This window comes from Neobacillus niacini NBRC 15566, from assembly GCF_001591505.1.
In the GTDB taxonomy this organism is placed as follows: domain Bacteria; phylum Bacillota; class Bacilli; order Bacillales; family Cytobacillaceae; genus Neobacillus; species Neobacillus niacini.
Genome location: NZ_BCVA01000019.1, coordinates 1 through 26,054, shown reverse-complemented (window position 1 = coordinate 26,054; position 26,054 = coordinate 1). Strand labels below are relative to the sequence as shown.

General features: G+C 40.6%; 20 protein-coding genes, 6 tRNA genes and 1 riboswitch. Of the genes, 5 read left to right on the top strand and 21 right to left on the bottom strand.

Annotation, left to right across the window (positions count from 1 at the left end; translation table 11 throughout):
• Nucleotides 1-8: 8 nt before the first annotated feature.
• From BANA01_RS15045 to BANA01_RS15035, 3 genes are all read right to left on the bottom strand, one after another.
• The gene (locus BANA01_RS15045) at nt 9-1,460 is read right to left on the bottom strand and encodes an aldehyde dehydrogenase family protein (RefSeq protein ID WP_063253661.1); all 1,452 of its coding nucleotides are present in this window, start codon (nt 1,458-1,460) and stop codon (nt 9-11) included.
• The gene (locus BANA01_RS15040; RefSeq protein ID WP_063253660.1) at nt 1,453-2,535 is read right to left on the bottom strand and encodes an aromatic ring-hydroxylating oxygenase subunit alpha; all 1,083 of its coding nucleotides are present in this window, start codon (nt 2,533-2,535) and stop codon (nt 1,453-1,455) included. The genes BANA01_RS15045 and BANA01_RS15040 overlap by 8 nt, the downstream gene beginning before the upstream one ends.
• Nucleotides 2,536-2,622: 87 nt before the next feature.
• Nucleotides 2,623-3,648 carry an NAD(P)/FAD-dependent oxidoreductase gene (locus BANA01_RS15035; protein ID WP_063253659.1) on the bottom strand — a complete coding sequence of 342 codons (1,026 nt, stop codon included), beginning with the start codon at nt 3,646-3,648 and terminating at the stop codon, nt 2,623-2,625.
• 235 nt (nt 3,649-3,883) lie between these two features.
• Between BANA01_RS15035 and BANA01_RS15030 the strand changes: the two genes are divergently transcribed.
• Nucleotides 3,884-5,257, top strand: a complete 1,374-nt coding sequence (locus BANA01_RS15030; protein WP_063253658.1) for a sigma-54 interaction domain-containing protein — start codon at nt 3,884-3,886, stop codon at nt 5,255-5,257.
• A 98-nt stretch (nt 5,258-5,355) separates the two neighbouring features.
• Here the strand turns inward: BANA01_RS15030 and BANA01_RS15025 are convergent, their stop codons facing one another.
• On the bottom strand, nt 5,356-6,720 hold the full coding sequence (locus BANA01_RS15025; protein WP_063253657.1) for an amino acid permease: 1,365 nt from the start codon (nt 6,718-6,720) through the stop codon (nt 5,356-5,358).
• A 156-nt stretch (nt 6,721-6,876) separates the two neighbouring features.
• A riboswitch (glycine riboswitch) is annotated at nt 6,877-6,958 on the bottom strand.
• Between the two features lie 237 nt (nt 6,959-7,195).
• On the opposite strand from BANA01_RS15025, the gene BANA01_RS15020 reads away from it, so the two are divergent.
• Nucleotides 7,196-8,098: an EamA family transporter gene (locus BANA01_RS15020; protein WP_063253656.1), complete on the top strand. Its 903-nt coding sequence runs from the start codon at nt 7,196-7,198 to the stop codon at nt 8,096-8,098.
• 121 nt (nt 8,099-8,219) lie between these two features.
• Here the strand turns inward: BANA01_RS15020 and BANA01_RS15015 are convergent, their stop codons facing one another.
• Complete coding sequence (locus BANA01_RS15015) at nt 8,220-9,134, bottom strand: proline dehydrogenase family protein (RefSeq protein ID WP_063253655.1); 915 nt, start codon at nt 9,132-9,134, stop codon at nt 8,220-8,222.
• Nucleotides 9,135-9,216: 82 nt separating this feature from the next.
• Nucleotides 9,217-10,764 (bottom strand): L-glutamate gamma-semialdehyde dehydrogenase, encoded by a 1,548-nt coding sequence (pruA, locus tag BANA01_RS15010; protein ID WP_063253654.1) that lies wholly within the window; start codon nt 10,762-10,764, stop codon nt 9,217-9,219.
• Nucleotides 10,765-10,940: 176 nt separating this feature from the next.
• On the opposite strand from pruA, the gene BANA01_RS15005 reads away from it, so the two are divergent.
• Nucleotides 10,941-12,500 (top strand): sigma-54 interaction domain-containing protein, encoded by a 1,560-nt coding sequence (locus tag BANA01_RS15005; RefSeq protein ID WP_063253653.1) that lies wholly within the window; start codon nt 10,941-10,943, stop codon nt 12,498-12,500.
• A gap of 54 nt (nt 12,501-12,554) precedes the next feature.
• Here BANA01_RS15005 and BANA01_RS15000 read toward each other — a convergent pair whose 3' ends face one another.
• From BANA01_RS15000 to BANA01_RS14985, 4 genes are all read right to left on the bottom strand, one after another.
• Nucleotides 12,555-13,091, bottom strand: a complete 537-nt coding sequence (locus BANA01_RS15000) for a DUF2179 domain-containing protein (RefSeq protein ID WP_063253652.1) — start codon at nt 13,089-13,091, stop codon at nt 12,555-12,557.
• Between the two features lie 29 nt (nt 13,092-13,120).
• Entirely contained in the window at nt 13,121-14,254 is a 1,134-nt protein-coding gene (locus BANA01_RS14995) for a M24 family metallopeptidase (RefSeq protein ID WP_063253651.1), read from the bottom strand.
• 102 nt (nt 14,255-14,356) lie between these two features.
• Complete coding sequence (locus tag BANA01_RS14990; RefSeq protein ID WP_174524428.1) at nt 14,357-16,405, bottom strand: CocE/NonD family hydrolase; 2,049 nt, start codon at nt 16,403-16,405, stop codon at nt 14,357-14,359.
• Between the two features lie 45 nt (nt 16,406-16,450).
• Complete coding sequence (locus BANA01_RS14985; protein WP_063253650.1) at nt 16,451-17,989, bottom strand: BCCT family transporter; 1,539 nt, start codon at nt 17,987-17,989, stop codon at nt 16,451-16,453.
• 184 nt (nt 17,990-18,173) lie between these two features.
• Between BANA01_RS14985 and BANA01_RS14980 the strand changes: the two genes are divergently transcribed.
• Nucleotides 18,174-18,857, top strand: coding sequence for a TetR/AcrR family transcriptional regulator (locus BANA01_RS14980; RefSeq protein WP_063253649.1), 684 nt, complete (start codon nt 18,174-18,176; stop codon nt 18,855-18,857).
• Between the two features lie 198 nt (nt 18,858-19,055).
• Nucleotides 19,056-19,328 (top strand): hypothetical protein, encoded by a 273-nt coding sequence (locus BANA01_RS14975; RefSeq protein WP_063253648.1) that lies wholly within the window; start codon nt 19,056-19,058, stop codon nt 19,326-19,328.
• Between the two features lie 68 nt (nt 19,329-19,396).
• On the opposite strand, the gene BANA01_RS14970 is transcribed toward BANA01_RS14975, so the two are convergent.
• The 11 genes from BANA01_RS14970 to BANA01_RS14920 form a co-directional block, all read right to left on the bottom strand.
• On the bottom strand, nt 19,397-20,344 hold the full coding sequence (locus BANA01_RS14970; RefSeq protein WP_174524430.1) for an aminoimidazole riboside kinase: 948 nt from the start codon (nt 20,342-20,344) through the stop codon (nt 19,397-19,399).
• A 12-nt stretch (nt 20,345-20,356) separates the two neighbouring features.
• The gene (locus BANA01_RS14965) at nt 20,357-21,745 is read right to left on the bottom strand and encodes a sucrose-6-phosphate hydrolase (protein ID WP_063253646.1); all 1,389 of its coding nucleotides are present in this window, start codon (nt 21,743-21,745) and stop codon (nt 20,357-20,359) included.
• Nucleotides 21,746-21,790: 45 nt separating this feature from the next.
• Nucleotides 21,791-23,185: a sucrose-specific PTS transporter subunit IIBC gene (locus BANA01_RS14960; RefSeq protein WP_063253645.1), complete on the bottom strand. Its 1,395-nt coding sequence runs from the start codon at nt 23,183-23,185 to the stop codon at nt 21,791-21,793.
• Nucleotides 23,186-23,342: 157 nt separating this feature from the next.
• The gene (locus BANA01_RS14955; RefSeq protein WP_063253644.1) at nt 23,343-24,332 is read right to left on the bottom strand and encodes a LacI family DNA-binding transcriptional regulator; all 990 of its coding nucleotides are present in this window, start codon (nt 24,330-24,332) and stop codon (nt 23,343-23,345) included.
• 155 nt (nt 24,333-24,487) lie between these two features.
• Nucleotides 24,488-25,123: a YczE/YyaS/YitT family protein gene (locus BANA01_RS14950; RefSeq protein ID WP_063253643.1), complete on the bottom strand. Its 636-nt coding sequence runs from the start codon at nt 25,121-25,123 to the stop codon at nt 24,488-24,490.
• Between the two features lie 348 nt (nt 25,124-25,471).
• Nucleotides 25,472-25,552, bottom strand: a tRNA-Leu gene (locus BANA01_RS14945).
• A 24-nt stretch (nt 25,553-25,576) separates the two neighbouring features.
• Nucleotides 25,577-25,662: transfer RNA gene (locus BANA01_RS14940), tRNA-Leu, on the bottom strand.
• A 38-nt stretch (nt 25,663-25,700) separates the two neighbouring features.
• A tRNA-Cys gene (locus tag BANA01_RS14935) sits at nt 25,701-25,771 on the bottom strand.
• A 6-nt stretch (nt 25,772-25,777) separates the two neighbouring features.
• Nucleotides 25,778-25,852: transfer RNA gene (locus tag BANA01_RS14930), tRNA-Gly, on the bottom strand.
• Nucleotides 25,853-25,856: 4 nt separating this feature from the next.
• Nucleotides 25,857-25,931 (bottom strand) — tRNA-Gln (locus BANA01_RS14925).
• 33 nt (nt 25,932-25,964) lie between these two features.
• Nucleotides 25,965-26,040: transfer RNA gene (locus BANA01_RS14920), tRNA-His, on the bottom strand.
• Nucleotides 26,041-26,054 lie beyond the last annotated feature (14 nt).

Below are 26,054 nucleotides of genomic sequence, written 5' to 3'. Positions count from 1 at the left end.
CCCTATTTTCAGCTATGATTCCAGACAATTAATTTCATTTCGGTCATTTCTTCCACAGCATACTTTATGCCTTCACGGCCAGTACCGCTTTCTTTTACTCCTCCGTAAGGCATTTGATCAACACGATAGGTTGGAACATCATTAATCATAACACCACCAACGTGTAATTCCTGTGAGGCAAATAGAGCATTTTTCACACTATTAGTGTAAATTCCAGCTTGGAGTCCAAAGCGAGAGTTATTTACCTCTCTAACTGCTTCCTCTACTGACCCTACTTTGTTCACCACGACAACTGGTGCAAAGGCTTCCTGACAAGAAACTTTTAAATTGTGTTCCGCATCGGTAATAATGGTTGGCTCAAGAATGCCGTCTTTCAGCTTTCCGCCGGCAGCGATGTTTGCCTTGCTCCCTTTCGTTTCCTCAATCCACCCTGCTACACGTTCAGCTTCTCCTTTTGAAATTAACGCTGAAATATAGGTTTCCGGATCAAATGGGTTACCAATTTTCAATTGCTTCGTCGCTGCCGTGAATTTCTTTACAAATTCCTCATAAACCTCTTCATGAGCATAAACACGCTGTAAGGAAATACAAACTTGACCTTGGTTAGAGAAAGCTCCCATGATACAACGATCGATAATTTGATCAATCTCAATGTCTTTATCAATAATTAAAGCTGAATTGGAACCAAGCTCCAATGTCGTCTTTTTTAATCCAGCTTTATTGCGGATGCCAATCCCTACACTCGGGCTTCCCGTAAAGGTTACCATGTTCACTCGTTCATCTTCCACGATCGCTTCACCTACGGTACCACCAGGACCAGTCACAACATTCAATGCGCCTGCTGGAAGACCTGCATCAGAAAAGAGTTCAGCGATAAAGAGCGCAGAAAGCGGTGTCTGGGATGCAGGCTTTAGGACAATCGTGTTTCCTGACGCAATCGCCGGCCCTACTTTATGTGCTACTAGATTCATAGGAAAGTTAAACGGTGTGATGGCCCCGATTACTCCAATCGGTTCTCTCACCGTATATCCGATGCGGCCGACCCCGCCAACTGCTGCATCGAAAGGAATGGTTTCACCATGAATTCGTTTTGCTTCTTCCGCAGCAAACTTATAAGTTTCAATGGTTCTCGCCACTTCTGCTTTAGAGAACATAATTGGTTTTGCAGATTCACGTGTAATGATTTCCGCTGCCTCATCTGCTTTTTCTATTAAAAGAGCAACCACCTTTTCCAAAATTTCTGCCCGCTTATAGGCTGGCATTTTCGCCATTACCTCTCGTGCGTTGTAGGCAGCCTCTATTGCTTTTTGTGTAACCTCTTTATCTGCCATTGCAATTTGGGCGATTTCCTCTCCTGAATAGGGGGAGAAAAGTGATGCGTATTTCGTTGTTTCTATTTTTTCTCCATTAATCATTAAGAACTGTTTCGCAGACTGTAATTCACTCACATTTTTACTCATTTAGGGCCTCCAATACCATTTCATGAAATTGTAATATTGCTTTTTCAGAAGATGAATATCTTCCATTATTAAATGCACGGGAACGGAAACCAATTTGCTCCAACTCCACGAGCTCGATATCTTCCTGACGAACTTGTTCCGCAAATGCCACTAAGTCTTTTTCATCTTGTGTCAATTTCTCATCCCGGAAATAATAGGTATAAACAGCCAAAGACGTTTCATGATCAATTGGTATCATTTGAATCGTAGCCATATTACCAGGTCCCGGATAAATCGTTACCATCAAATTAGGCCATAACCAGTAGAATGAACCACCTTGCATTTCGGCTTCATCTAGATTAACCTCTCCATATTTTTTATCTGGTTTTACAATGGTACCTTGAATCGAATAATTGTCACAGGTAATGATTTGATAATTATTCATATCCAGTGCTGCTACAAAACTTGGATGCGCAACATGGCAATGGTCACATTCCAAATAGTTGTCAATATAAGCCTTCCAGTTTGCTTTCACCACACGTGTTCTTTGGTGAGTTCTTTTTAACTCACTTAAGAATGGGAACTTGCTCAATTTTTCAAAGAAATCACCATATGACTCGCTTAACGGCTTTGCATTATCATCAAGATTTACAAAAATTAAGGATTCCATAATCCCGATGCGAACAGACCGTAAACAAGCATCCTTCACACACGCCTCGTCTTCTCCTCTAAAGTTGGGTGCTTTATTCAACTGCCCATCAAGCTTGAAGGTCCATCCATGATACCCGCATTGCAAGATTTTCTTATTACCAGCCTCTGTTCTTTCAAGCTTTGTGGCACGATGCGGACAAACATTGTAAAAAGCACGTATCGCTTCGTCTTTTCCGCGATTTACAAGAATAGGCTCACCCGCTACATCAACAGTAAAAAAGTCCCCTGGCTTTTCTAGCTGGCTAACATGTCCAACTAGCTGCCATGATTTTGAGAAAACAACATCCATTTCTTTTTCCAAAACTTTAGGATTTGTATATTTGTCATATGGTAACGTTCTTTCAAATGTACGGTTTGTTGCATTTTGCACTTTGTTATAAGCCATTATTTTTTCCCCCATAAATAAATAATTTTTGATATAAATTTGGCGTTACTAGTCTTACAGCTCATACATTTTCCAATAGATTGAATCCTAATTAGGAACAACTGATGGGCTTTTGTCTTTTTTATCCATAATGCTAGTACTGTGAAGCGGCTGTACTTTTGATTTTGGGTCAAGATAGACCTTAGCATTACTGACCGCAGTCGGTGCCTCCCCAAACCCACTGGCAATCAGCTTCACTTTTCCTTTATACGTACAAATATCCCCTGCAGCATAAATCCCAGCGATAGAAGTTTCCATTTGGGAATTGACAACAATTGCATTCCCTTCGATTTCTAACCCCCACTCTTTTATCGGACCGAGCGAAGAGACAAACCCGTAATTGACAAGGACATCATCCACCTCGAGTTCCAATGACTCTCCAGTGTTTGCTTCTGTCAAAACTACCTTTTCTACTCTGTCTTCACCAATTAGTTCAGCAGGAACAAACGGTGTTAAAATCTCTACTTTTGATTTTTTCAATAATTCCACACTGTGTTCATGTGCTCGGAATTTATCTCTTCTGTGAATTAGTGAGACCTTCTCTGCTATTGGTTCAAGCATTAATGCCCAATCAACGGCGGAATCACCACCTCCAAATATCGCCACTTTTCGTCCAGTAAATTGATTCATATCCTGAACAGAATAATAAAGGTTAGCGTTTTCAAAGTTTTCTTCACCCTTTAATTTCAGCCTCCGGGGTTGAAAGGCACCATTTCCTGCAGTAATAATGACTGCTTTCGTAAAATGAGTTTCTTTGTTTGTGTGGATTGCAAAGGACTGATCTGATAGACGGGTAATACTCTCCACTGATTCCTCTAAGCAAACGGTCGGTTCAAACTGATCCATTTGCTCAATTAAATTGTCAATGAGCTCACCTGCTCTCACCTTTGGGAGCCCTGCAATATCATAAATATATTTCTCAGGGTACAAAGCAGACAATTGTCCACCTAATTGAGGCAGACTTTCAATTATTTTTACCGAAGCTTGGCGCATTCCCGCATAAAACGCGGTAAATATGCCAACCGGTCCTCCGCCGATAATGGTAATATCAAAAGTTTCTAGCTGTTCTCCCATATGCTACCTCCCTTTTGTTTTTATGGTAAGACCGTTACAGGTTACCAATTAAACAAAATAATAAATGACTCATACCTTTTCTAATGCAAGTACTATGCCAATGTTGTTAACCCAAGAAAATTAAGTAAAAATAATAAAAATATGCTGAATATTACGAAATAATGAGTTACTATTAACTCAGAATTATCTACTTTGAGTGTAAAATAACTCACTTTCTAATAGAGGGGCGTTTTCAATGAAATTATCTAGTCATACGGGCAATGTAGAAATGACACTGCAGACACTATTAAAAATCCTAGATCATTCCTCTGACGAAATCTTCGTCCTTGATGGCGAAAAGAGAATTCTTTATGTCAACCAGCTTTGTGAGAAGCACTATGGGCTTAAACCAACCGAAGTCATCGGAAAATTTAATGTCGAACTGTTTGAAAAAGGTTATTGGAAGCCTTCGATTGTACCGGAGGTGTATAAGAGAAAAGTACCGTGCTATATGAGGCAGGTAACAAATATTGGGGCTGAGTTAATGACCTCGGCTGTCCCTATATTAAATGAACAAGGGGAAATTGATTTAGTCGTTATTACTTCGACGCAGGTACAAACCATTAAAATGATGAGGGTGAAGGAAGAGGAAGCTGAGTCAAAATCCACTCACGAGTTTCATGATGAATCTCATATCGTGACAAATAGCAGCAAGGTCAAGGGCATTTTAGAATTTTGTAAAAAGGTCGCTCCGACAGATTCAAACATTCTTATTCTTGGGGAGTCTGGAACAGGAAAAAGCGTGCTAGCCCAATATATTCATAAAATAAGTAAGCGGAAAAATGGGCCCTTTTTGGCCATTAACTGTGCGGCTATTCCCGAAGAACTATTAGAGTCAGAGCTATTTGGCTATTCAAAAGGGGCGTTTACCGGTGCAAGTAGTTTAGGGAAACAAGGACTAATCGAAGCTGCAAATGGCGGTACGATATTTTTAGATGAGATTGGGGAAATGCCTCTATCTGTGCAGGCAAAACTTCTACAGGTCATTCAGGAAAAACAGTTTATCCCGGTTGGAAGCAACAAAATTAAAAAAGTTGACATACGGATAATGGCTGCAACCAATAAAAACTTGGGAGATATGGTGAAAGACAAAGCATTTCGTGAGGATTTATTTTACCGCTTAAATGTGATTGATATTCATTTACCACCACTTTCTGAAAGAAAGGAAGATATCATTCCCCTCATCTACAATTTTTTAAATAAATTTAATCAAAAATATAATGAAAATAAGGTTATATCTGAAGAATGTCTGAACATTCTTGTCCATTATTCTTGGCCGGGCAATATCCGTCAGCTAGAAAATTTAATTGAACGATTAGTGATCGTGAGTAATTCAATTATTCAAGTATCCGATATACCGGAAATTATCAATGAAAACGTCGGACAGGTTACACAACTTGCTCTTCCCACTTCATTAGATAAAGCACTTGATGAAACAAAAAAAACCTTTGTTAGAAGATCTTATCAAACTTACAGGTCTTCTAGAAAGGTCGCAAACGACCTCGGCTTCAGCCAAACGAAAGCATCAAGCCTGATTAGAAAATATTGCTCGGATTTAATTAACGGTTAAAAAGAAAGTCACTGCTCTAAATGTGATGTTGTTAGGGTACTTAAGTGTAGAAAAGGCGATTTCTAGAATATTATGAGAAATCGCCTTTTTACTGTTCCTTATGCTGATATTTTTATATTTTTATGCTTCTCTCTATTATTTGAATACAGCATAAATAATAGAATAAACCATAGAGGTGTCAACAATAAGGCAGGACGTGTTTCTTCCGCGACCAGCATTATGATAAGAACCAAAGCGAACAACGTTAGGACAGCATAATTCATAAATGGTGTGAATGGTGCTTTAAATGTTGATTTTGCATGTAATTGCGGCTGTGTTTTCTTGTATTTAATATGGCAAACGAGAATGACACCCCAAACCCAAATAAAACAAATGGCACTAATGGTTGTCACGATTCCAAAAGCTTGTTCTGGAATGAGTTTGCTTAAAAGTGCACCCGCTGATACGACTAGTGTGGAAGTAAATAGTGCGTTACTTGGCACATGATTTTTATTCAGTTTTGCCAGATTGGATGGTGCCTGGTGATTTTTGCTTAAATTAAAAAGGATGCGGCTTGTTGAGAACATCCCGCTGTTACAAGCAGAAGCCGCTGATGTTAATACTACAAAATTAATAATGCCTGCAGCAATTGGAATCCCGACTAAACTGAACGTTTTAACAAACGGGCTTTCTCCTGCATTTAGCTGCGTCCATGGGTTCACACATAATAGAACAATCAGTGCACCAACGTAGAAAAATAGAATTCTTAAAGGAATTTTATTAATCGCTGATGGGATATTTTTTTTAGGATTGGATGTTTCCGCTGCCGACACCCCCACTAATTCCACACCCACATAGGCGAATATGACCATTTGGAAGGAAAGTAAGAAACCTGTAACGCCGTTTGGAAAGAGTCCTCCATGTTCCCAAAGATTTTGAACCGTAACACTTCCTGCATCGGTTTTGAAACCCATCACCAGCATAATAACCCCGATGGCAATTAATACGACAATCGTGATCACTTTTATTAATGCAAACCAAAACTCTAATTCTCCGAAAAGCTTTACCGTTAGTAGATTGAATCCTAATAAAACGATTAAGCAGATGATGGCTGGTATCCATTGCGGGATATCAAACCAATATTGGACATAGACACCAACCGCAATCACATCTGCCATCGCCACCATTATCCAGCAAAACCAATAGGTCCATCCGGTTACAAATGCTGCCCGAGGTCCAAGATAATCTTCAGCAATGTCAGTGAACGATTGATACCCTGCTTTAGACAACAATAGTTCCCCCAGCGCCCGCATTACGAAAAAAATAGCGATACCTACTAGTAAATAGGCAAAAATGATGGATGATCCTGCCAATTGTATCGCTTTACCGGAACCTAAGAATAATCCGGTACCAATGGTGCCGCCAATAGCGATGAGTTGAACATGCCGATTCTTTAAATCCCGTTTTAATTCTTGCTGTGCCATACCAAATTCCTCCTATAACCAATCTTTAATGTGAAACGATAAGCAATAAATTTACCCATTAAAAAAAGAGATTGGAAGTTTTCCAATCTCTTAGGTCATAAGAATAGCAAATAATAGTTGTGATGCTAACGGATATCAGCATCACAACTAAATATTTAGTACTCTTCTGTCCTTTTGCCTGAGATAGTGAACCCTTCGGCGCCGTGGAAAATCCAGCGGTCTCTCCAGAAGCTGCTCCTGCTATAGTGTGATCCATAGCATTCATAGCTGCTAAATTATTAAATTTTATTAGTGAAAGTTATTTCTGAATATTTTTTAATAGTAATAGTAGTTAAATATTTTGTCAACAAATTTTATTATTGTACTTCTGATAAAGTTCATCTAAACCTCTTTCTTAAAAGAGTTACAAGGAACACCCTTTTTCTATTTATGATATAATAGTTTGATAGTTTTTGGGCTTCAAGGAGGTATCATCATGAAAGGGAATAAAGGGATTTTATTTGTCTTATTAGGTGCTGGATGTTTTGGTTTTACACCGATATTTGCTAAATTGGGATTTAGCTTCGGCTACTCACTTGGTCAAATTAATATCGTTCAAATGATCATTTCCTCGTTTTTACTGTGGTCTTTGACTCTACTTAAACGCAGCAGCTTTAAGGGGATTAACAAGAAGAATGTTCCTCAAATTATGGTAACCGGTTGTTTTATCGGCTTAACCAGTATTTTTTATTATGGTGCGATGCAATATCTTCCGGCTTCATTGGCCATCATTTTAATGTTTCAATTCGTTTGGATAGGAATTATTTTAGAATGGATATTTAGCAAAATAAAACCTGCACCTATCACCATATTGTCCATCATTTTAATTTTGGTCGGGGTCTTTTTTGCTTCCAATTTATTAAATGGCGACATACAGGGACTACCTTTGAAAGGCTTCCTTTTTGGAATTTTATCCGCATTCACTTATGCAGGTTTTATTTTTTTAAGCGGAAAGGTTGCTGTAAATGTAGATCCATTGACTAGGACTTCTTTAATGGCAATAGGGTCAACTATCTTAGTACTTGCCCTATTTATGCGTGATATTCCATCCATACTGCCATTGGAGGCAAATTTACTAACTACTGCACTTGGTGTTTCGCTTTTTGGAGCAGTCCTTCCCCCGTTATTTTTCGCTGTTGGCGCACCATTAGTTTCAGGTGGAATCGCCAATATACTAACATCGATTGAATTACCAGTCGCTATTCTATCAGCCAGTCTTATTTTGTCAGAGGAGATAACGCCGCTTCAGTGGTTAGGTATTGCTATTATTCTAGCAGCCATTGCGTTAAATGAACTTGGCAGTAGTCTATTTAGAGTTAGGAAACAAATTAATGGGTAGAGTTTCAAAATCAACTATATATTAAAAAGTGCCTGGCACCTTCCAATTTTTATGGATGGTTCCAGGCACTTTCTTTGTTCTAATCATCAGCATGCATAAGCTTTTCCATTTATTTATTTATTTATTTATTGAAAAATCCTCTAAGTGCAAAGCCAATATTTTGTGGTCTTTCAGCAAGACGGCGCATAAAATACCCGAACCAGTCATTACCAAATGGTACGTATACACGTACGGTGTATCCCTCTTTTACAAGGCTTAACTGAAGCTCATTACGGAATCCATACAAAAATTGAAATTCAAATTGACTGTTTGGAATGTTTTCCTGCTTCACAAACTGTTTTACCTTTTCAATGATTGTATGGTCATGACTGGCAATTGCCGTATAACTACCGCTTAACAAATGGGCTTTGATAATCCTCAGATAGTTATCATTTACTTGCTGCTTCTCTTGAAATGCGACATCTACAGGTTCCTTATATGCCCCTTTTACAAGTCGAAGCGGGACTCCTGCCAAGTCCTTTATATCCTTTTCAGAGCGGTAAAGATAAGCTTGGATAACGGTGCCTACATTATCATACTCTCTTTGCAATTCTTTTAAAATATTAAGTGTAATCTGTGTACGTGAGGAATCTTCCATGTCGATGCGGACAAAATTGCCATATTTTTTTGCCCTAGAAACAATTTTTTTCATATTCTCAAGGCAAAATTTATAATCGATATCTAATCCGAGCTGTGTCATTTTTACGGAAAGATTCCCATCAACCTTTGACTTTTCCATTGCATCCAAAGTCCTGAGGCAGTATTCTGTTGCAGCACTTGCTTCTTCCTTACTCGAAACAAATTCACCTAAATGATCTAATGTACATTTTAAGCCTTTTCTGTTTAATTCATTAACTTTAACAATGGCAGTTTCTAAATTATCACCAGCAACGACCTGGCTGGCACCAAACCGCAAGCCCCATTTTTGAGCTGCTTTATTCAATTTTTTACTTTGTGACACGCGCAGGAAAAAGTTCTTTGAAATAGCCTCAATCATTATTACTCCTCCAATTATCATGAATCGCCAACCGAAAACCGCAGTGGCCGAACCCCCTTAATCATGCTTCCACAAATCTAATTTAGAACATTTCAGAAGTAGTTTTTGCTTGCATATGAAGTAAAAGGTAATCTGGTCCACCTGCTTTTGAATCGGTACCTGACATATTGAATCCCCCAAATGGCTGGTAACCAACGATTGCTCCTGTACATCCTCTATTAAAATATAAGTTTCCTACATGAAATTCTTTTCTAGCTCTTTCGATATGGCTGCGATTGTTAGAGAGTAAGGCTCCTGTTAATCCATAATCGGTATTGTTTGCGATTTCCATCATATGGTCAAAGTCACGTGCCTTACAGAAAGCAACAACTGGTCCAAAAATCTCTTCCTGCATAAGGCGGGCATTCTCCGCTACATCCGCAATAATCGTAGGTTCAATAAAGTACCCCTTTGAGTCATCCCCATTACCGCCGGCCGCTAACCGTCCCTCTTCTTTCCCGACCGCGATATAACTCATAATTTTGTCAAAAGCAGCCTTGTCGATAACTGGCCCCATATAGGTGGAGGCCTCTTCCGGGTTTCCTACTGTTAAGGTTTCGGTTAACGCAACTGCTTTTGTAAGCACTTCTTCATACACATCCTGATGAACAACAGCCCGAGATCCTGCTGAGCACTTCTGACCTGAGAATCCGAACGCAGAATACACGATGGAAGCAGCAGCAAGATCTAAATCCGCATCGGAGTCAACGACAACCGTGTCTTTTCCGCCCATTTCGGCAATCACACGTTTTAACCAAATTTGCCCGGGATGAACCTTAGCAGCACGCTCATAAATCCTGCATCCGACTTCACGTGATCCTGTAAATGAAACGAAACGAGTTTTTGGATGGTCGATGAGGTAATCCCCAATTTCCGCACCACTACCTGGAATAAAATTGAGCACACCTGCTGGAAGACCTGCTTCTTCCATTAATTCCACAAACTTAGCGGCAACTACTGGTGTGTTATTAGCCGGCTTTAATAGAATCGGATTACCAGAAACGATTGCTGCTACAGCGGTCCCTGCCATAATTGCCAACGGGAAATTGAATGGAGAAATAATGACACCTACTCCCAGCGGAATGTAATGGAATTGATTAAATTCCCCTTCACGGCTTTGAACAGGTACGCCAGTTTGAAGCTTCACCATTTGCCGGGCATAATACTCGATAAAATCAATCGCTTCAGCTGTATCGGCATCGGCTTCTTTCCAAGGCTTTCCTGCCTCTTTTATAAGATAGGCAGAAAATTCATGCTTTCGTCTGCGCATAATTGCAGCAGCGCGAAACAACACATTCGCACGGATAGCCGGACTAACTTCCTTCCAAGACTCAAATGCTTTCAAGGCATCCTGCATAGCTGTTTCAGCCAGTTCCTGGCTTGCCTTTGAAACCACTCCAACGACTTCTTCTTTGTTTGCTGGATTATAAGAAGTGATTTTTTGCTCGGTCACAACCCTTTCTCCGCCAATTATTAGCGGATATTCCTTTCCAAGCTGTGAATTTACAAGTTCTAATGCACTTCTTAGAGCACGGTAATTCTCTTCCTTTGAAAAATCAGTAAATGGCTCATGTTTATAAGGTAACATCATAATCCCCCTCAATAATGTTTATACCATTAAACTTGCAATTATCGTGCCAAATGTAAACATCCATTATTAGCGACTTTTTCAGAAGATTATGTACACATTTCCTTAACAAAAGTGTAAACTTAGTGTAAAGGGTAAACATAGTTGTAAACCATTAAACTGTAAAAAAGGTGAATTCAATGTTAAAGGAGAAACGGTCTCTATACTCACTATCAAAACCTATATACGAAGGTGGATCGATCGAAAGGATGAAAGCTTACTCTCTTAACAGTATGCTTTCTGATTTAGAGGAACTTGTCCCGCAACAAGACCTTCTTTTAGTCGATGAAAATGGTGCACCTTCACGATTCGTTCCTTTTACTACTTTAATAGAAGTTATCTTTCAAGAGTGGAAAAGCCTTGAAAATGTCTATCAAACCTTGCTCAGAGCCGTTGATGATGCGATTACCATTGTGGATAACAATGGAAAAGTAGTGGCGTGGAATCCAAAGGCGGAAGAACTCTACGAAACTTCCGCAGAAAAAATTATTGGCTCACAAATTACAGACTTTTTTAAAGAGGAATCTGTGGTATTAATGGCGACATTACAGGAGGGCAAGGAGGTCCTCCGTCAATATAACCAGCCAAAAGAGGATGTTCACGTATTGATTAACACCCTGCCTGTTGTTGCTCGGGGCAGTGTCATCGGCGGAATTTCTGTTGAACGAGAGATTACCAATATCGTTAAACTCAACAATGAATTAACAACCACCACCGCCTATATTCAAGACCTTGAAAGTAAAATAAAAATCAGGCATGAGGAAGACCCGTTTCATAAAATTAAGGGCCGCAGTCAAGCATTAAATTCGGTCATTACTTTGGCTAAAAAAGTTGCTAAAACAGATGCTCCCGTCCTGATTACGGGTGAAAGCGGGGTGGGGAAGGAATTATTTGCTCAGGCAATTCATAATGCGAGTGCCCGGTCAGCCGGACCGTTCTTCGACCTTAACTGCGGGGCTATCCCATCTGCCCTATTCGAAAGTGAATTATTTGGCTATGAAAAAGGTGCCTTTACTGGTGCCATCAAAGAAGGGAAACTTGGAAAGATTGCAACTGCTGAAGGCGGAACATTATTTTTAGATGAAATCGGTGAGCTCCCACTTGAGCTCCAGGTAAAACTGCTCCGTGTCTTACAAGAAAAACAATATTACCGGGTTGGCGGAAACAAGCCGATTCCAGTTGATGTACGCATTATTTCTGCCACAAACCAAGATTTGGAGGAAATGGTGGAAAACGGAGGGTTTCGCGAGGACTTGTACTACCGCTTAAATGTTGTCTCGATATCGATTCCGCCGCTTCGTGATAGAATAGAAGATTTACCGGAGCTTGTCCAAATGTTTTTAAAAGAATACTCTATTAAATATCAAAAGCCTGTTCCTGAGATTGCCCCTGAAGTAATGGTAACCCTTATGCATTCCCCTTGGAACGGCAACATTCGCCAGTTGAAAAACACCATGGAACGGATGATGATTTTATCAGATGATGATAATAAAATAACCTCTTTTCAATTGCCGAAAGAACTGTTTAAAAGCACGCAGCAGCCACAAGTAAATATCCTTAGGGAGGAACTTGTCGAGGATGAGCCATCAAAAATCATTCATGCACTAACAAAAACATACGGAAACAAATCAGCAGCTGCAAAAATGCTTGGAATGTCCCGTGTAACACTCTATAGCAAAATGAAGAAATACCGAATATAAAAAAGGGATCGCTGGGTTTAATCCTGCGGTCCCTCCTTCGCCATATATACAGCATTAAATGACTTTTTTTATATTATTGGGATTTATTCTTTTTAGTAAAAAACCGCCATCAAAATGCGTTGGTTCGTAGGATATCATAAAAGCCTTAGGGGCAAACGTTAAGACCTGCTTTCTTAGCTTTTGCTCATTGTTTCTCTTCGTTAAAACTTTCATGGCTAAGCGTTTCCCATCTTTTCCATCAGCCAGCCACGAGGTTACACCATACCCTTGCTCCCTGATTTTATCAGGCAGATTAAAGTCCACTGAATCAACGATAACCTCCAAAACCGTGTAACCAAGTGCTAGATAGGATTCAATTTTACTGCCAATATACACGCCAAGCCCCCAGCCAAAACAGTAGGCTGCGATATTTAGAGGTTTATCTAGATTATCGAGAACAATTGTCAACCCCATCAGATAAACAAACACTTCCCCCATAGAAAGGATAGAGGCTAGCACCTTGAAGCCTTTAATGACAAGAATGACACGTAATGTAAATAATGAAACATAGACAATATTAATCCCAATAATAACGAGGATGATCGATGGCATTTCTCCGCCTCCATAAATGGCAAACTTCTTTAAAACGTGAGAGAGTCAATTTCTCTTGGATACTGGGTAATAGAATAGCTGCCATCTTTCGTTAAAATGACCGTATCAGAATGCCGGAATCCCCCTAGTCCTGGGACATATACCCCAGGTTCTATGGTATAGACCATCCCTTTTTGTAAAATCAACTCATTATCAAAACGCAGGTAAGGTTCTTCATGCTCGGACAATCCCAAACCATGGCCGACCCGATGGTTTACATACTCACCATAACCAGCCTTTTTAAAAACTTCATAAGAGGCTAAATCCACTTCCCTTGCCGTGATTCCTGGCCGAATTAATTCCATTGCAACCCTCTGTGCTTCAATTGCTAACTTTAAAAGATCTTTTTGTTTTTCAGAAGGCTGGCCTACAAAAAATGTCCGTTCATTTTCAGCCCTATAGCCATTGAACCATACCTGACGGCTATGAATGACCACATCACCCTCTTGAAATTTTCTAGTACTTGAATACAGATGCGGCATTTCACTCCGCTTTATTCCTGAACACGTCCAGTTTTCGTAGCCAATAATCTCCTCTGGATATTTCGCTGAGGCAATCTCCAGCAGTAATCGATCACCATAAGAGTCAAATTCTAACTCGCTAATTCCAGCCCGCACGTGTTTTAGCGATTCTTCGATTGCATAATCGGATAACTTACCGGCAACTTTGAGCCTTTCAATTTCATCCTCATCTTTAATCGCCCGCATATTCACAACCTTTTGACCGATATCCACTAACCTGAATCCAAATTGCTCCAGGTACAAAGATACGCTTGAAGGCAGGATTTCCATTTCAACCCCAAGCTTTGTTCCAGAAGGGTATTTCTTTAACAATCTTGATAAATGGTCAAGATATGAAACCTCTCGATGTCTCATATCTATTTGTTCATAATAGACATAGAGTTTATCAACTTTAGCTTTCTCAGCAGCATGAACCTCTTCTAGTCCGGGAACAATGAGCTCTGTTCCCTCATGACTAATGAGTGTGACAATGGGGCGAGAGTAAGTAATCGCCCGAAAACCACTTAGATAATATTGATTGTCCGGCTCCCAAATCACGCTTAACTCAATTTGTTTTTCAGACATAAAGCACCGAAATGTCTCAAGTCGTTTTTTAATGTTCATCGAAAAAACCTCCCTTTTTTTTTTTCAAGCAGAGAAAAGCCCCCTGAAAAAACACTAAAGTTTTACAGAGGACATATCAAAACCTATTATTCATTCAAACTATTAAACAAAGTCTCGGGGGATCTCAGTATTCCACTTTTTCGTAAAAACCTGTTTCTCACCCTCAAACGCTGTAAGTTCATTTGTTATAAAAAATCGTTCCGCATCTGCTTTCATCGTACTGACACTTTCCAGCCGGGTCTGCCACTCGCCGCGTCCTACATCTAACGTCCATTCACAACACACCTCTGCTGATAACGGATCACCCTCAGCAATTGTATAAATATTGCGGTTGGTGCTTCCATACTCGACCCCATTGCCCAAGAGACGACGTGCACCTTCATCAGAAAAGTCCTCAAGCACCCATTCACCTTTAATAAGATCGTGGTGAACCTTACGGGTACGGCTTTCTTTCCGTAAAATCTCCCGTTCTGCAACCCTTGCTGTCTCTGGTGCACCGAAAACTGGAAGTTCTTGGTCCCTTTCTTGCGGCGGACGAACTGGCAATGTAAGACGAGTTTTCTCACTGCTGAATACCTTTAATGTGACAGGTTCAGGTGATGGCCACGCATGCGGCCAGTAGTTTGGCGACAGCGCTACCTGCCAGCGGTGCCCTGCTGGAAGTACATGCCCGATTGCATTGAGGCGAACATTCACTGTGTAGCGTTCCCCAGGTACTAAAGGAGTTGGATGCTCATGGCTCTTACGATGGGTGAGATTCAGCATCCCCCAACTGACCAATGTTGCTGCCCCATCAGGAGCAACATCACATAGGCGTACTGCAAGTAGTGCATTTTGCTTGTCGGACTCTAGCTCAACCGTAATCTCTGGAAACCCGAGAATCTCCATTGGAGATTCTAGTTGCTCCGATGTAAAGCATACAGACTGCCCATTTTCAAGGCGTTGGTCGGACGCTAAATCACCCGGTTGCCCAAAAGGACACCAAACGCCAGCATAAAGTCCATGAGTTTGCACACTTGGTACGGTAATCTCTTGCTCTTTAGTTGGTTTTTCTATTAACTGCTGACCGTTTAACCAGAATTCTGCCGGAACAATATTCGGTGACGGCCATTCTTTTTCTGCCACCCAGCGCCCTGGGCGATCTGGATAATCGACCTGTGGCGGGACACTATCCTGCATCCAAGCCCGGAGCATCGGTTCCTCCATAATCCCGGTATCTATGCCTTTTAGCCACTGATCCCACCAGCGTAAGCATTCCTGAAGGAAGCCGATTGCCGGACCTGGCACCGCGACCTCCGGATACTCATGTGCCCATGGTCCAATTAATCCTTTGCGGGGACCCGTCAGCCCGCCAAGCAGCCTGAGGATTGCATTCGTATAGCCATCTGCCCAGCCGCCGACGGCAAAAACAGGAATATTAATATCGGAATAGTTTTCACATACTGAACCGTGTTTCCAGTAGTCGTCGCGACGCTGGTGCTTCACCCATTCCTCAACAAATGGCGGTGTTTTCTCAAGTCGTTCCATCCATGTGGTGCGCCACTCTTCACCGACAACATTAGGGTCAGCTGGCCGGCCATTGTAGACCAGCATAGTCGACGCCCACCATTGCATATCCGAGGCAAGCAGACAGCCGCCCATGTAATGGACATCATCCGCATAGCGGTCATCTGTGGAACAAAGGGTTATGATCGCCTTTAAGGCAGGGTGACGGCGTGCCGCCACCTGCAGTCCATTAAAGCCCCCCCAAGACTTCCCAATCATTCCAACAGAACCAGTGGACCAAGGCTGCGACTCAATCCAATTCAACACGTCCAAAGCATCATCCTGCTCCTGTGGCAAATATTCATCGTACAAAATACCATCCGAATCACCACAACCACGCATATCCACACGGATACTGGCATATCCATGACCTGCAAAATACGGATGACGGATCGAATCCCTTAAGGCTGTAAAGTCATTTTTACGGTAAGGAAGATATTCCAGAATGGCAGGGACTGGATTCTGCTCCGCATCCTCTGGAAGCCAAATTCGTGCTGCAAGCCTAGTCCCATCTGACATTGGAATCCAAACATGCTCGATTTCACGAACTTTACGTGGAAACTCAGTCTTAATCTTCAGGAATGAATCACGTACATTAAAAACCATTGGTTAACCTCCAAACTTTTGTCACACCTTCTAATTTAGCCAGTATCACCCAGCCTTTTCTTCTAAGTCCTTTTCCGTCGATGAGACATTCTTGTGATCATGCTTCAACCATCTCAATAATGACACTGTTAATAAGATATAGATGATAATTACTGGTACTGACACGATCACCGATGAGGTTTGGATGACATTTAATCCGCCAATCATGAGTAGTGCTATTGCCATTACTGCTAAAATCCCACCCCATAACAGCCTGTGCCAGCGGGCAGGTTCTTGCCCATCTTTTAGTTCCTTAGTTGCAATCGCAGATAAAATATAAGTTGCAGAATCCAAGGATGTTGCCAGGAAAATAAATCCTAAAACGACAAAGAATATTAATACGACTGTGCTGAGAGGAAGCGTTTTCAAAACTTCAACTACAACAGCTGGACCACCCTGAGAATCTAGTATTTGTGTAATTGGCAGAATATCATTTAATTGCAGGTGCATAGAATAACCGCCAAAGACAGCAAAATAGAGCCAGCTTCCTAATGAACCCCATAAGAGAACGGAACTGATTAATTCTCGAATTGTCCTGCCTTTTGAAATACGGGCAACGAATAAACCCATAAATGGTGCTGTTGCTGCGAACCAAGCCCAGTAGAACACAGTCCAAGCTTGCGGGAAGCCGCCTTTATTGATTGGATCCGTATAGAAGCTCATTTGGACAATATTCTGAAGCATAAGGCCTAAACTGTTTGTAAAATAAGATAAAATGAATAGCGTTGGACCAGCAAGTAAAACAAATATTGCAAGGGCCAATGCAAGGTAAACGTTAATGTCGCTTAACTTACGAATGCCTTTGTAAAGTCCCATATAGGCACTTGAACAGTAAATCACAGTCCAGATTAAAATGATGATGATACTTAAACCAAGAGATTGCTCCATCCCTAAAATTTCACCAATAACGGCAGAAATCATCGGAACACCTAATCCTAAAGAAGTACCAAGTCCGCCAACCAGGCTCCAGATCACGAGGATATCAATGATCTTTCCAACCCAGCCATCTGCATATTTACCAAGTGCCCCACGGCAAGCAGTACTGATTTTTAACGAGGATTGTTTTTTTACAAAAAAGGAATAGGCAATTGTAACCGTTGGTAAGGCGTAAAGCGACCATGCCGATATGCCCCAATGGAATAACCCATATGTAACAGCCCATTCTGCCGCTTCATTGCTATTCGCTTCGATACCAAATGGCGGTCCAATATAATAGTAGATTGGTTCCATAATCGACCAGAACATGATACTGGTTCCCATCCCGGCACAAAACAGCATTGCTCCCCAACTAAAGGAAGAAAATTCAGGTTTCCCCTCACCCAATTTAATTTTTCCATAACGGCCAAATATCAGCCAAACTAGGACAATAAATAAACCTACCGTTAATAATTGAAAAGCCCAATCCAATTTAAAGGTGATATCTGACATCAAGCTGCTTAACACCGGTTCTGCTGATTCACGGTTCACGACCAACAATAATGTGGCTGCTACAATTACAATCAATGATGACCAAAAGACGACAGGATCAATTTTTACCTTATTCATTTACCTCAACCCCTTTTTATTAGAAAATATTTTTCAACTTTCCCCTTTTCGTGGTATGATTATTTTACTAATCATGATTATTTATTAACTATGGTTATATTATCATAGTGATTATTTTCTGACAATATAAATTTTCTAAACATTCACTATATACTAAAAGACTTTTTTGGGAGAGGGGATTACTATGAAAAAAAGGGAAATTCAAATGAGCCGGATGTGGACTTATTTTGTTGATGCAACCGCTGAAATTATCGAGGAAGAGGGAATGGATAAGATTACCATCAGGAAGGTAGCGGATCGTGCGGGCTATAATAGCGCCACGATTTATAACTATTTTACTGAACTTTCCCATCTAGTCTTTTTTGCCTCAATGAAGTTCTTGAAAACCTATACGGAAGATGTTGCTATCTATATGGAGAAAGGGAAAAACCCATTAGAAAAATACCTATTGGCTTGGGAATGTTTTTGTAAGCATTCATTTAAATCCCCACAGATTTTTCATGCTATTTTTATTATGGATTTGGGTGAACATCCAGAAGCTCTATTAGAAGAATACTATAAACTTTATCCAAATGACTTAATTAACATCCCGGACGAATTAAAACCCATCCTCTTTGAACGAAATATGGACAAAAGGGGTTTGAGCCTATTACAGGCAGCTGCAAACGAAGGCAAGATAAAAATAGAAAATATTGATGGAATCAATGAACTGACCAACCTAATTTGGCAAGGAATGTTATCAAATATCCTAAATAACCGGACGCACTACAACCTCGAAGAAGCAGAAAAAATAACCATGAACTATATAAATGAAGTCGTTCGAAATCATCAACTATTTCACTTACAAAAATCCAATTTAAAAATGTAATTTTTCTTGTACACAGCCTTTTTTATGACCCATAACAAAACTGGCCTTCAAGTTGGGAGCCAGTTCCTCACTGAGAGATAAATAATTAAAAATGCTTTTGGTAATAAAGCAGGATAATTATGTATATATGTTAAATTTATTTTTGAAGATATTTAACAAGACGAGAAGCCTTCGCGTAGAAATGGGGATGTAACAAACATGGGGTTCGTTATTATTTTCCTGCTAATGTACTTTATTGTAAGAGTAATAGGTATTTATAAAAAAGAAATCATTCTTTTCTTTCGTAAGTTTTCTAATGGAATTCTTACCTTAAACCTAAGCATGGACAGAAAGTCATTTTTAACAAACCTAGAGGCATTGGGATTTTATAAACATACTGAAACCCAGCTTGTCGAAGAACAGAAAAAACTTATTGCAAAAGCGGAAAAACCTGTTGGACCAGTAGAAGGTCCGCTGCCTCAACCGCTATAAATTTATGATTCAAATGAACATTAAAAGGTGTGTACTGATTTTTATGTACACACCTTTTAATAACATTTTTAAGCCTTTTCTTTTAATCTTTCTCTAATTTCATCTAGTGCAGGCAAACCCGTCATGGCGCCTTTTTTGGTGATAGCTATACCGCCGGAAACACTTGCGAATTGGATAACCTCTTTCATTTCCTGTCCCGAAAACTCAGCCAGAGTTTTTGCAGATTCATTGATAGAATAAAGAATTCCGGAAACAAACGCATCCCCAGCCCCAGTCGTATCAACCACCTTGCATTCTAACGCAGGAACTCTTCCAATCTGCCCTTTAAATCGGTATAAACATCCCTCACCGCCTAATGTCACCAATATTAGCGGCAAATCAGGTAATTGACCGAGTCCTTCTTCTACGTTGCTGCATCCTGTTAAAAAGATGATTTCCTCCTCGGACACCTTTAGAATATCTGCATAGGAAAGTGTTGCAAGGATAGTCTCCCTTGCCTGATCTTCAGATTCCCACAAACCTAAGCGGAGATTCGGATCATATGATAGCAGCATACCCTTTTCTCTCGCAAGCTCGACCGCCCGAAGTGTGGCTGATTTAGCAGGCTCACTGATTAATGAGATTGAACCGAAATGAAAAATCTTATGCTGTTCAAATAGTGCAGGATCCAATTCCTCTTTTTTTAAGAATCGGTCCGCGCTTGGATTGATGTAAAAACTGAAACTCCGCTCCCCGGAAGACTCCAATGTAACAAACGTGAGGCCTGTTCTAGCTTCGTCTGTATACTTCATCGATTGCGTATTAACACCGTAATCTGTCAAAGTTTCCTGAAGGAAGATCCCCAGCACATCATTTCCAACCTTACCAAGAAAAGTCGCCTTCCCTCCAAGTTTTGAAATTCCAACTGAAACATTAGCCGGTGCACCGCCTGGAGCTTTTTGATAAGTTAAATTGTCAGACTCTAGCGGGATAAAATCAATAAGGGCTTCGCCCAAACATAATACTCCGTTCAGCATCATCACCTCTATCTAACCAAGATTCCACTTGGTCCATGTAAATTCAACATCTCCTTGAATACTGATCGTCACGTCCTCAGGATTTGGAAAATACCGTGCCGTAAATACTTCTTCACCGTCATTAACAAAAATCTCTAAGGAGGAATGGTCCATTAAAATTTGCAACTTAGAAACAGAAGCTATTTTGCATGATCTTTTTTCGAATTCACCTGTTTTAAAATTTCTTCTTTTTAACGTAAACTTGTCAGAATCAAATTTTAAGTATGCTTCGTTCCGAAATGAGATTTCAAATGGACCGGCTTTTTCGAAATCTACGAGCAACTCCATTGAAATGCCTTCGCATATATTTCCTTCCACAACTTCATGATCTTTTCGCAGCTTCTTTAGTTCCTCCACTGGTTTCTGTAAAATCTTCCCGTGGTGAAGTTCTAATTCTCTTGGGATGGTTAGGGCATGTACCCAATGATTCGCGATGGTCGGCTGATAGGCTTCCTGCTCATCGGTGATTCCCATCCAAGCGTACAGGATCGTTCTCCCAGACTCATTCGTAAAGGTTTGTGGTGCATAGAAGTCAAAGCCACGGTCTAGCTCGGTAAATGGTCCATGCTGAAACTTCACACTCTCCAAATCTAACTCGCCAGTAAAATATCCAGATTCAAACAAATTATGATAGAAGTCCCCGTCTGGCTCTAGTCCCTGCGGCGAAACCAATAAGACATCTTTACCATTTAAATGAATCAGGTCTGGACATTCCCACATATAGCCAAAGTCCTCAAGCCCATTCATTCCAGAGCCGGCAATCGGACCCGCTTCCTCCCAATGATATAAGTCTTTTGAGTGGAATAATACCGCTATGCCCTTTTCATCCAAAGTTTGCGCACCCACAACCATATACCAGTTTTCATCTTTTTTCCAAACCTTCGGGTCGCGAAAATGGGCTGTGTACTGTTCCGGAAGCCGCAAAACCGGACCATGCTTTTCAAAATGGATTCCATCTTCAGAAACCGCAAGGCATTGATAGGTTTCCCGGGTTCCATCTTCTTGCTTCACATTTCCTGTATAAAAGAGATACAGTTTTCCATCCGCTTCTACCGCGCTGCCAGAATAACAGCCATTTATTTCATACCACTCACTTGGAGCCAAGGCAATCGGCTCTTCACGCCAATGGACCATATCTTCAGAAGTAAAGTGCCCCCAAAACTTAGCACCATGCGCCGTATCAAATGGGTTCCACTGATAAAAAACATGATAAACCCCTTTAAATTGAATCAATCCATTGGGATCATTTAATAATCCAACGGGCGGCATGAGATGGTAGTCTAATCGGTAAGAATCATTGATTACCTTATTCCTATATTTTTCTATTTCTTTGTATGCTTTTTGAATAAGGATTTCTGTCATGTTCAGAACCTCCTATATAAAAAGAAAAGGCAAGTTCAACCTTGCCTATTTCTCCACTTCTTTATCTGAATAGCCAAACATCCAAGTCAAAATGAAGGCTACGGCAATCGCAACGACGTTTACTAAAATATATTGTAAAATCTGCCCATTTAGATAAAGCAGTATTCCAGGAATAACGGTAACGGCCATACCTGTTGCCTTTAATCCAAGAATGGAAGCTAAGAATCCGCCTGCTGCACCACCGATCAATGCCATGATAAATGGTTTACCGTAACGGAGGTTTACCCCGAAGATCGCTGGCTCGGTGATACCTAAAAATGCTGAAAATGAAGATGGCAGTGCCAATGCTTTTAATTTTGCAGACTTTGTCTTTAATCCCACCGCCAGAGCTGCTCCACCCTGTGCTGCAACCGCACACGTTACAATCGCGTTATAAGGATTGTTTTTGAATTCAGCCAGCAGTTGAATTTCTAACATATTGAATACGTGGTGAACACCTGTGATAACAATCAGTTGGTTTAATCCACCGATTAATAGACCTGCCAATCCAAATGGCCAAGACAGTACATTTGTCGCAACATTCAAGATTCCTTGCTCAACAGTATGGAAAATAGGTCCGATGACTAATAGTGCAAGTGCACTCATCACAAGCAGCGTAACGAACGGTGTAACAATTAAATCCAATGCTTCAGGAACTCGTTTTCTAATAGCTCTTTCAAGTTTCGCTCCAATAATACCGGCGATAAAGGCTGGAATCACTGAACCTTGATAACCAACTACCGGGATAAAGTCGAAGAAACGCAGCGCTTCTTCACTGCCTCCTGCAACTGCATAGGCATTTGGCAAGGCAGGTGAAACCAGCATGAGTCCAAGAATCAATCCAATTATCGGAGTTCCCCCAAATACTCTAAACGTTGACCAGGCAACAAGAGCCGGCAGGAAGATAAAGGCTGTATCCGTTAATACCTGTGTAAAGAGCAGAAAGTTTTGTGATACATCCTCCGGCTTCATTCCAAATAGAGCTAAAATTTGGTCTTGCATCACCAAGCCGCGAAGACCCATAAAAAGTCCTGTCGCTACTAGAACCGGAATAATCGGTACAAATACATCACCAAAGGTACGAATTGCTCGTTGAAATTTCATTCCGCTTTTTACTGCTTCTTTTTTCTGTTCAGTTGCGGATTTTGTATCCAGACCTAAATATGATACTTCTTCGTATATTTTATTTACTGTACCAGTACCAAATATAATTTGGTATTGACCGGAATTATAGAATGCTCCCTTTACTTTATTGATTTGTTCTACCTGTTCTTGATTGATTTTTTCTTTATCATTGACCATGATTCTTAGCCTTGTGGCACAATGGGCTACTGATTGAATATTCTCCTCGCCCCCAACAGCTTCGATCACTTCTTGTGCAATTTTGCGATTTTCTGACATCGTATTCACCTCAGTTTTTTTGTGGAATCGATTCCAGATAGAAGAAAAAAAAGATTTCTTTTATTTTGTGGAACTAAACCAAATTTATAATTTGTGGAATCGATTCCTTTTTTTAAAAAAATAAAGTGTAACCGTTATGGAATCGATTACACATTGATTATATACTGGAACGTTCAAGAAGTCTATACTTAATTGTCTTAATCGTTTCGTGGTAATTTCCACCATTTATCTGCTCTAATAATAAACTTGCCGCCTCACGTCCTGCCTCTTCCACTGAAAAATCAATCGTGGTCAAAGGAGGAGAGATATGTCTTGCCAGCTCCGAGCCACCCATTCCGGCAACAGCAATATCCTTTGGGATACAGAGGCCTTTATCTTTAATATATTGGGAGGCTCCAATTGCAAGTCGGTCTGTCACAGCCAACACCGCATCAGGTGTTCGTTTGGTTGTTGCCATAATGGTTTTCATGCATTCATAACCAGAATCGACATTAAAAATTCCTGTCTGCACCCAGCTTTCCTCAACCGCTAACTGATTCTCTTTCATCGCGTCCAAGTATCCTAACTTCCGCAAATACCCTACAGAACGGTCTTCTTCAGTTACACCAATAAAGGCAATGTTCTGATAGCCTTTATGAATGAAAAATTGAATCATATCTTTAGATGCCTGATAATCATCAAACAGAACGTTGGCCATACCGGAGATATGCTGACCTACCATTACAAATGGAATTTTTAACTGATATATTTCTTCCACTAATGACTGATTAATATTGGTCGCCGACAGGATTATCCCATCGACATGCCTGCTCTTTAACAGCTTTAAGTATTCAATCTCTTTTTCCGGATTGAGATTGGTGTTGGCTAGTAGGATTTGATATCCCTCTTTTGCAAATATTTCATCCAGGCCTTTTACAAGCCGGCTCGATGTTTCCGTACTAATTTTCGGGAGAATCACACCAATAACCTTTGTCTTTTTCGTACGTAATGACTTAGCATTTTCACTAGGGATATATCCTGTTTCTTCAATTACCTTTAATACTTTTCTTTTTGCTTCCTCACTAACGTAACCAGCATTATTAATGACTCTGGAAACGGTTGTACGTGAAACATTTGCCCTTTCGGCTATTTCTTTAATTGTTAACATCCATGGGTCCTCCTGGACTCAAATTATCATAAACCTATTTTACACAATTATTTTAACAGACAGTAATGAAATATCCGTAAACAGCGTATATCTTATTCTTTACTTGAAAAATTAACATATAAACCAGTTTCGGCGTTCTTGGGAGAAAAAATTATTTAAACAGCTAGTTTATTATCTACTTTTTCCTCAAGAATAAACTTTAAAAGTTTTTTAGACTGCGGTAAGGCAACCCCTACAATTGGTCCTAATAGGAAGGCAATGATTATTGTTCCGATTCCTACTGGTCCTCCCAATGCCCAACCAAGGATTAGTACTATTACTTCCATTCCGCTGCGAACCCGTTGGATACTCCAGCCTGTCTTACCGATAATCAAAAGCATAATTCCATCACGCGGTCCAGAGCCCAAATCAGCCGACATGTAGATTCCTGTACCAACCCCCATGAGAACTGCACCTATGCAAAAGAATATGACGGCACCTATTACACTATTGATACTTGGCAATAGCCAGATAAAGAAATCCGTAAATAAACCAATCAACAGCATATTTAAAAAGGCACCAATCTTAGGCAGTTTTTTCGTTGCAACGGAGGAAACTGTTAATAATAGAAAGCCCATAATGATAGACCATGTGCCAATCGATAGACCAATTCGCAAAAACAATCCATAGTGAAAAACATCCCAAGGACCGATTCCTATTAACTTTCCTTCAACTGTTAAGGCAATGCCCAACCCAAATACGATTAATCCAAAAATAAAAAAAGACCAGCGGCAAATCCATTCTTTTCTCATGACTGCTCCTCTAAATACAATATTTTCTCCTTGGTACTATACCATAACTAGTAACCTAAAAATATATAAAATATATGGAATCTAGCAGAACTTTAACCGATCGTGATTACAGCGTAATCTAAGGAAACCCATCTTGCAGAGACATCTACGGATAAATCTTTCACATTTACTAGGTAACTACATCCCCAAAGACAATTGTGATGGATCCAACGGGAACGAAATGCTCGAAATATCCTAATAGAATAAAGCATTATCTCATCTCAGCAAAACTTTAAGACCAGAGCCTTTAATAAAAAGAAAAAACACTCACAAACGTTGATTGAACAACATTAGTGAGTGCTTTTTAGATACCGGTGGTCGGGGTCGAACCGACACTCCAGAGGAACACGATTTTGAGTCGTGCGCGTCTGCCAATTCCGCCACACCGGCATAATAAAATTTTTGTAAAGGTAATGCCGAGGACCGGAATCGAACCGGTACGGTAGTCACCTACCGCAGGATTTTAAGTCCTGTGCGTCTGCCAGTTCCGCCACCCCGGCGCAATAAAATGCGCTATTAAATCTAAGTAAAATTTGAAAGGCGGCAACCGGATTCGAACCGGTGGTAAAGGTTTTGCAGACCTCTGCCTTACCACTTGGCTATGCCGCCATATTATGGAGCGGAAGACGGGATTCGAACCCGCGACCCCCACCTTGGCAAGGTGGTGTTCTACCACTGAACTACTTCCGCGAATTGGCTGGGCTAGCTGGATTTGAACCAACGCATGTCGCAGTCAAAGTGCGATGCCTTACCGCTTGGCTATAGCCCAATGATATTCAAATATTTCAAAATAAATGGTTTATGGGGCGACTGATGGGAATCGAACCCACGAATGCCTGAACCACAATCAGGTGCGTTAACCACTTCGCCACAATCGCCACAATAAAATTAA